At 62.0% G+C, this 6,325-nt stretch carries 6 protein-coding genes; 4 read left to right on the forward strand and 2 right to left on the reverse strand.

Annotated elements, in window-relative coordinates:
* Window positions 1-85 precede the first annotated feature (85 nt).
* Both KGA97_RS28695 and exaA read right to left on the reverse strand, forming a co-directional pair.
* Window positions 86-733, reverse strand: a complete 648-nt coding sequence (locus tag KGA97_RS28695) for a pentapeptide repeat-containing protein (RefSeq protein ID WP_223481932.1) — start codon at window positions 731-733, stop codon at window positions 86-88.
* A 98-nt stretch (window positions 734-831) separates the two neighbouring features.
* Window positions 832-2,724, reverse strand: coding sequence for a quinoprotein ethanol dehydrogenase (gene exaA, locus KGA97_RS28700; RefSeq protein WP_223452663.1), 1,893 nt, complete (start codon window positions 2,722-2,724; stop codon window positions 832-834).
* 254 nt (window positions 2,725-2,978) lie between these two features.
* On the opposite strand from exaA, the gene pedF reads away from it, so the two are divergent.
* Genes pedF through KGA97_RS28720 form a run of 4 tightly spaced genes read left to right on the forward strand, consistent with a single transcriptional unit; the run spans window position 2,979 to window position 6,029 of the window.
* On the forward strand, window positions 2,979-3,440 hold the full coding sequence (gene pedF, locus KGA97_RS28705) for a cytochrome c-550 PedF (protein ID WP_192227441.1): 462 nt from the start codon (window positions 2,979-2,981) through the stop codon (window positions 3,438-3,440).
* A 3-nt stretch (window positions 3,441-3,443) separates the two neighbouring features.
* Window positions 3,444-4,322 (forward strand): substrate-binding periplasmic protein, encoded by an 879-nt coding sequence (locus tag KGA97_RS28710; RefSeq protein ID WP_223481933.1) that lies wholly within the window; start codon window positions 3,444-3,446, stop codon window positions 4,320-4,322.
* The gene (locus KGA97_RS28715) at window positions 4,319-5,080 is read left to right on the forward strand and encodes a quinoprotein dehydrogenase-associated SoxYZ-like carrier (RefSeq protein ID WP_223435883.1); all 762 of its coding nucleotides are present in this window, start codon (window positions 4,319-4,321) and stop codon (window positions 5,078-5,080) included. Before KGA97_RS28710 ends, KGA97_RS28715 begins: the two co-directional genes overlap by 4 nt.
* Window positions 5,081-5,096: 16 nt before the next feature.
* A complete protein-coding gene (locus KGA97_RS28720; RefSeq protein ID WP_223481934.1) occupies window positions 5,097-6,029 on the forward strand; it encodes a quinoprotein relay system zinc metallohydrolase 1 in 933 nt (310 codons plus the stop codon).
* Window positions 6,030-6,325: the final 296 nt, after the last annotated feature.

A 6,325-nucleotide genomic window follows, 5' to 3' on the forward strand; every position in this document is an offset into this window, starting at 1 on the left:
GGCGATAGCGGTGGATCAGTCGACATCAATGGTGCCTGACCCACCGCTATCGCCAGCAAGCCGGCTCCTACAAAGAGGGGAGGTGTTATTTATCCCACGTCGTCGGGCAACCGATGCAGCCGTCCATATTCGCATCCTGAAAGTTCGCATAATGCTGACGCGAGCCGCTGAGGTTTGCCTGTTCCAGGTTGCTTTCACCGAACTTGGCTTCCTGCAGATTGGCATCGCTGAGGTCCGCGCCTTTGAGGTCAGCCTTGCTCAACCAGGTCATTTCCAGGTCGGCCGCCCACAGGTTGGCGTTGTGCAGTTTGGCGCCGGAGAGGCGGGCGAATTGCAGGTAGGCGCCGCTGAGGTTGGCGTCCTGAAACTGCGCACCCTGGGCAAACAAGCCCCAGCCCTGGACCGCCATCAACGTAGCACCGCTGAAGTCGGCCAGGCGCAGGTTGCTTTGTTGCAGGCTGGCGCGGGTCAGGTTGGCGCCTTGCAGTTGGGCTTTTTCCAGGTTGGCGAGGTCGAGGCGGGCGTGACGCAAGTCGGCGTCGCGCAGGTCGGCGCCGCTGAGGTTCATGTTGCGCAGGTCCTGATTGCTCAGGTTGGCGCCTTTGAGATTGGCGCCGGGGCACTGGCTGTGTTCGGCGAGGGTGCAGCCGTTGATGATCAGGGGGGCGTCGTCGCTGTCATCCGCGAAAACCGGAAGGGCGGCGAGTAATAACATTAGAGGCAGGTATTTCATGGCGGAGTTCTCGTTGTCTGGGAGGGCGTTATCGCCAGCAAGCCGGCTCCTACAGGTTGCGCACGTCTGTAGGAGCCGGCTTGCTGGCGATGGGGGCATCAGCGTTTCGCGGTCTGGTTATCCCAGCTCGGAATCTTGAACACCCAGAACGACCCGCCCTGAGCCACCGGTTTGGTCAGCTCGGCCATGTCGCCGCCCCACAACGGCACCGCGCCGCCATAGCCGACGGTCACGCCGATGTACTGCTCGCCGTCCTGTTCCCAGGTGATCGGCGGCGAGACGATGCCGCTGCCGGTCTGGAACTTCCACAGCTCCTTGCCGGTTTTCGCGTCGAAGGCCTTGAAGAAACCGTCGCCGGTGCCGGTGAACACCAGGTTGCCCTTGGTCGCCAGCACGCCGGCCCACAACGGCAAGTGTTCCTTGTGCTCCCACACCACTTTGCCCGTGGTCGGGTTCATCGCCCGCAAGGTGCCGACGTGATCGTCGTACATGCGCTTGATGCGGAAACCCATGCCCAGATAGGCCGAGCCTTTCTTGTAGTTGACCTCTTCGGTCCAGTATTCCTCTTTCCATTGGTTGCCCGGAATGTAGAACAGACCGGTGTCCTGGCTGTAGGCCATCGGGTTCCAGTTCTTGCCACCGAGGAACGGCGGCGAAACCTCCACCGGTTTGCCCTTGGTTTCCCCCGGCAGCGGCTTGGCCGGACGCTGGCCTTCATTCTCGACCGGCCGCCCGGTCTTCAGGTCGATGTGGCTGGCCCAAGTGATGTTGTCTACGAAGGGGAAGGCGTTCTGCAATTTGCCGTTGTTGCGGTCGACCACGTAGAAGAAACCGTTGCGGTCCGCATGGCCGGTGGCCTTGACCGTTTTGCCGTCCTTGTCCTTGTAGTCGAACAGCACCAGCTCGTTGTTGCCGGAGAAATCCCAGGCATCGTTCGGGGTGTGTTGGTAGAACCATTTCACCTCGCCGGTGCTCGGATCGACGCCGACCTGGCCCGAAGTGTAGAGGCTGTCGTAATCGTGCGGGTTGCCATCCTTGGAGGTGCGCGCCCAGGTGTTCCACGGGCCAGGGTTGCCGGCGCCGACGATGATGGTGTTGGTTTCCGCGTCGAAACTGGCGCTCTGCCAAGGGGCGCCGCCGCCGTGGCTCCAGGCTTCGACCTTGCCGGTTTCAGTGGTTGGATCGTTCGGCCAGGACGGCGCCTTGACGTCGCCGGTCGGCGTACTGTCCTTGCCGTTCAAGCGGCCCATGTGGCCTTCGACGAAAGGTCGCATCCACACTTCTTCGCCGGTGTCCGGGTCGCGGGCATAGAGTTGCCCGACCACACCGAACTCATCGCCGGAACTGCCATGGATCAACAGCACCTTGCCGCTGGTCTTGTCTTTGATCAGCACCGGGGCGCCGGTCATGGTGTAACCGGCGGCGTGGTCGCCGAATTTTTTGTTCCAGACCACTTTGCCGGTGTTCTTGTCCAGCGCGATCAGTCGCGCGTCGAGGGTGCCGAAGTAGATTTTGTCGCCATAAATCGCCGCGCCACGGTTGACCACATCACAGCACGGACGAATGTTGTCCGGCAGGCGATGGTTGTAGGTCCACAGGCGCTTGCCGGTCTTGGCGTCGAGGGCAAATACCCGCGAGTACGAACCGGTGACGTACACCACGCCGTCACTGACGATGGCCTGGGATTCCTGGCCGCGCTGCTTCTCGTCGCCGAAGGAGTAGGACCAGGCCGGTGTCAGCTTGAACACGTTCTTGTCATTGACCTGGGCCAAAGGGCTCCAGCGCTGGGCGTTGGTGCCCATGCCGTATTGCAGAACGTCCTTGGTGGTCAGGTGATCGTTGGCAATGTCTTCCCAGCTCACGTTGTGCGTCGGTGTGGCAGGCGCGGTTGCAGCTTGGCTGGCAGCGCTCAGGGACAGGCTGCTCACCAGCAAAAAGGCTTGCACGGCGAGGGTCAAAGGGGAAAGGGCGGGTAGCGATCTTATTGTCATGGTTGCAGTTCCCAGTGGAGGTTTTGGCCTGCACAGGGTGGTGCGTCCGACGGGGTGCCGAATACGGAAAAAGTCCCGCTGTTGCCGGGAAAATTTCCCAGGCGGCACCTGATTTGGATGTGCGTCGCAAGCCCTACTACCAAGGTACTGGGTGGCGACCACCAAAGCAGCATGGGGCTTGTGCGAAGTGATTCCTAAGATGGCTGCCATAGCCTCTGTAAAGAGGTTTTGCGTGCAATCCTGAGGGCATAACAATGACAACAAAACGCAACGTCTTGCTCGTTGCCGGCCTGCTGGCCGGCTTCATCAGTGCAGGTTCGGTCTGGGCTCACGGCAATGTCGTGCCACAAGCCGTCGAAACCCAGGGACTGACCCCGATCAAGGACGCCGGCGTGCAACTCGATGGCGATGGATGGGCGGCGGTGAACCCTTACCGCACTTCGCCGGAACACGATAAGGCCGTCGAGATCGGTTCATCGGCCTACAACCAGAACTGCGCGGCCTGTCATGGCCTGGAAGCCAAGTCCGGCGGCATCGCGCCTGATTTGCGCATGCTCGATGTCGGCGAGGCCGGTGATGAATGGTTCGTCGAACGGGTGCGCCATGGCGCGGTGCGTGACGGCCGGGTGTACATGCCGAAAATGGCGGACTACCTGAGCCAGGAAGCCCTGTGGGCGGTGCGCACTTACCTGGACAGCGTCCGCGTCGAGGAGTAATGCATGCGCCTGCTCGCGGTGTTGATCAGCGCTGTGTTGCTGTGCTGCCAGACGGTGCAGGCGCAGGTCCGCAGCTATGACGAAATGATCGCTGCCGGAGAGCTGAAAGTGGCGGTCTACAAAGACTTCGCCCCCTACAGTTTCGACGACGCCGGCCAACCCCGTGGCGTCGATGTCGACCTCGCCGAGGCGCTGGCCAAAGCGCTTGGTGTGCGCCTGACGCTGATCTGGGCGCCCGCCGGCGAGAAGCTCGACGACGACCTGCGCGACTACATCTGGCGCGCCAGTCCGTTGCACGATCTGCAACTGGCCGACCTGATGATGCGCGTGCCCTATGACCAGGATTACGCGCGCAAACGCAACGAACTGGGCGAACTGGAAAACGGCCATGTGGTGATGTTCGGTCCGTATCAGAACGAACAATGGCAAGTCGCCTATGACCGTCGTCGGCTGGAATCGGTGGCCAGCGTCGCCGTGTTCGAGCATCACCCGATCGGCGTCGAGGTCGACAGTGTGCCGTCGTTCTACCTGACCTCGGTGTTCAACGGCATGCTCGCCGGCAAAACCCATCACTACCCCGGTGTGCCCCAGGCGTTCGCGGCGATGAAGGCGGGCGAAGTCGACGCGGTCATGGCCATGCGCGGCGAGATCGACTGGCAGGTTCATGAAGCCGCCGACCCGCAAGTGGCGCTGGCGGAAAACGCCTACCCGAACATGGGCAAGCAACTCTGGGAAATCGGCATGGCCGTGCACGAGAGCAACCGGCAATTGGCCTATGCCGTGGAAGAGGCGCTGGAAGCCTTGATCCGCGAGGGTTCGGTGAAAGCCATTTATGCCCGTTATGGCCTGCGCTATGACGTCCCGGAGATGTATCAACAGTGAACTGGCGCATGTGTTGTCTGTTGGCCTGTTGGCTACCCTTGGCCGCGCACGCGGCAGACATCGCACCGGGCAAAGACCCGGTGCCGTCGGTGATGTGGGCCTTCTATCACAAGCAGATGCTTGGCGACGCGCCGTTCGTGTTTGATGAGCGGGTCAAGCTGCTGGCGCCGCCGTTCGCCGAAGACGCCCGGCAAGTGCCGCTGGAAATCGACGCCCGTGCGTTCAAGGGCGAGGTGGTGAAAATCCTCGCCTGGGCCGAGCTCAATCCTTTGCCGAAAATTGTCGATTTCCAGCCGCTGGATCGGGTGTTGCCCTGGCTGTCGATCCGCATTCGTGTTGAACAAGCCACGCCGCTACGTGCGGCCGTCCTGACTCGCGACGGTGTGTGGCATGTCGGCTCGACCCTGATCGATGCGGCGGGCGGCGGATGCACGGCGCCGAGCGTGGTGCGCACCCAGCCGGGCTGGGAAGAGCACATCGGCGAAGTGCTTGGCGGACGTTATCCCCGTGGCGAATTCAGCCGCTTGCGTTTGCAGGTGGCGCACCCGATGGATAACGGCATGGTCGGCGGTATCCCGGAATTTTTCATCAACCATGCCGAGCTGCGGGATCAGAACGATCAAGTGCTGGCCCGCCTCGAACTGTTTCCCGCCGTCAGCGAAAACCCCAACCTGGCCTTCGACATCGAAGGGGCAGGGCAGACGCGCCTGTTGCTGCGCGACAACAGCGGCAACGAATTTGATGCGGCCATACCCTGACTCAAAGGAGCGCGTGATGCGCTGGATGCTGCTGTTGTTCATTAGCCTGAGCCTTCCGGCGTTGGCCGAACTCGACTATTCACTCAAGCCCAGGCAGATCGCCGCCGACACCTGGCTGCTGGAAGGCAGCACCGACAATTTTGCCAAGGCCAACGGCGGCAACATCGTCAACACCGCCTTCATCGTCACCGAACGCGGGGTGGTGGTGATCGACACCGGGCCGTCCAGGCGATACGGCGAAGCGATGCGCAAAGCCATTGCTGCGACCACCGACAAACCGGTGATCCAGGTGTTGCTGACCCATCATCATCCCGATCATGTGCTGGGCAATCAGGCCTTCAGCGATGTGCCGATCGGCGTGCTCGCGGGCACCTGCGAGTTGTTGAAGCAGCAGGGCGACGCCATGGCCGAGAACATGTATCGGCTGGTGGGCGACTGGATGCGGGGCACCGAAGTGGTGTTGCCGACCGAGACGCTGACGCCCGGCGTGCGAAATTTTGGGAATCATGATCTGCGTCTGCTGAGCCTGGGTGGGCATACCGGCGCGGATCTGGCTATTCTCGACCAGCAAACCGGCGTGCTGTTTGCCGGGGATCTGGTGTTTTACCAGCGGGCGCTGACCACGCCCAACAGTCCGGGGTTGTCGGTGTGGCTGGCGGACATCGCCACGCTTCAGGGGCTGCCGTGGACGCTTATTATCCCCGGTCACGGCCCGGTGGCCACGGATGCAAAACCGTTCGAACAAATGCGTGACTACCTCGGCTGGCTCGACCAGTTGATGCGCGAGGGTGCGGCCAACGGCAGCGACATGGCCGAGATGATCCGCAGCCCGATTCCCGAACGTTTCGCCGGGATCAGCCTGAGTCGCTACGAACTGATCCGCAGCGTCAGTCATCTCTATCCGCGCTACGAGCGCACACAAATGAAACGCGTTGACTCAAACCTGTAGGAGCCGGCTTGCTGGCGATCGGGACGCCTCGGTCTGTCTGATACACCGCGTTGCCTGGATCGCCAGCAAGCCGGCTCCTACGGATCTCGGGTGTGTTCGGGGGCGGGGGTAACGCAAACCCTGTAGGAGCCAGCTTGCTGGCGATCGGGACGCCTCGGTCTGTCTGATACACCGCGTTGCCTGGATCGCCAGCAAGCCGGCTCCTACGGATCTCGGATGTGTTCGGAATTGGGGGTAACGCAAACCCTGTAGGAGCCAGCTTGCTGGCGATCGGGACGCCTCGGTCTGTCTGATAC

It is taken from the genome of Pseudomonas sp. BF-B-15, from assembly GCF_019946675.1.
GTDB lineage: Bacteria > Pseudomonadota > Gammaproteobacteria > Pseudomonadales > Pseudomonadaceae > Aquipseudomonas > Aquipseudomonas migulae.

Excerpts from the sequence above, each read along its gene's own strand:
- KGA97_RS28695 (WP_223481932.1), bottom strand. The coding sequence starts at position 733 with ATGAAATACCTGCCTCTAATGTTATTACTCGCCGCCCTTCCGGTTTTC.
- exaA (WP_223452663.1), bottom strand. The coding sequence starts at position 2,724 with ATGACAATAAGATCGCTACCCGCCCTTTCCCCTTTGACCCTCGCCGTG.
- KGA97_RS28720 (WP_223481934.1), top strand. The coding sequence starts at position 5,097 with ATGCGCTGGATGCTGCTGTTGTTCATTAGCCTGAGCCTTCCGGCGTTG.
- KGA97_RS28710 (WP_223481933.1), top strand. The coding sequence starts at position 3,444 with ATGCGCCTGCTCGCGGTGTTGATCAGCGCTGTGTTGCTGTGCTGCCAG.
- pedF (WP_192227441.1), top strand. The coding sequence starts at position 2,979 with ATGACAACAAAACGCAACGTCTTGCTCGTTGCCGGCCTGCTGGCCGGC.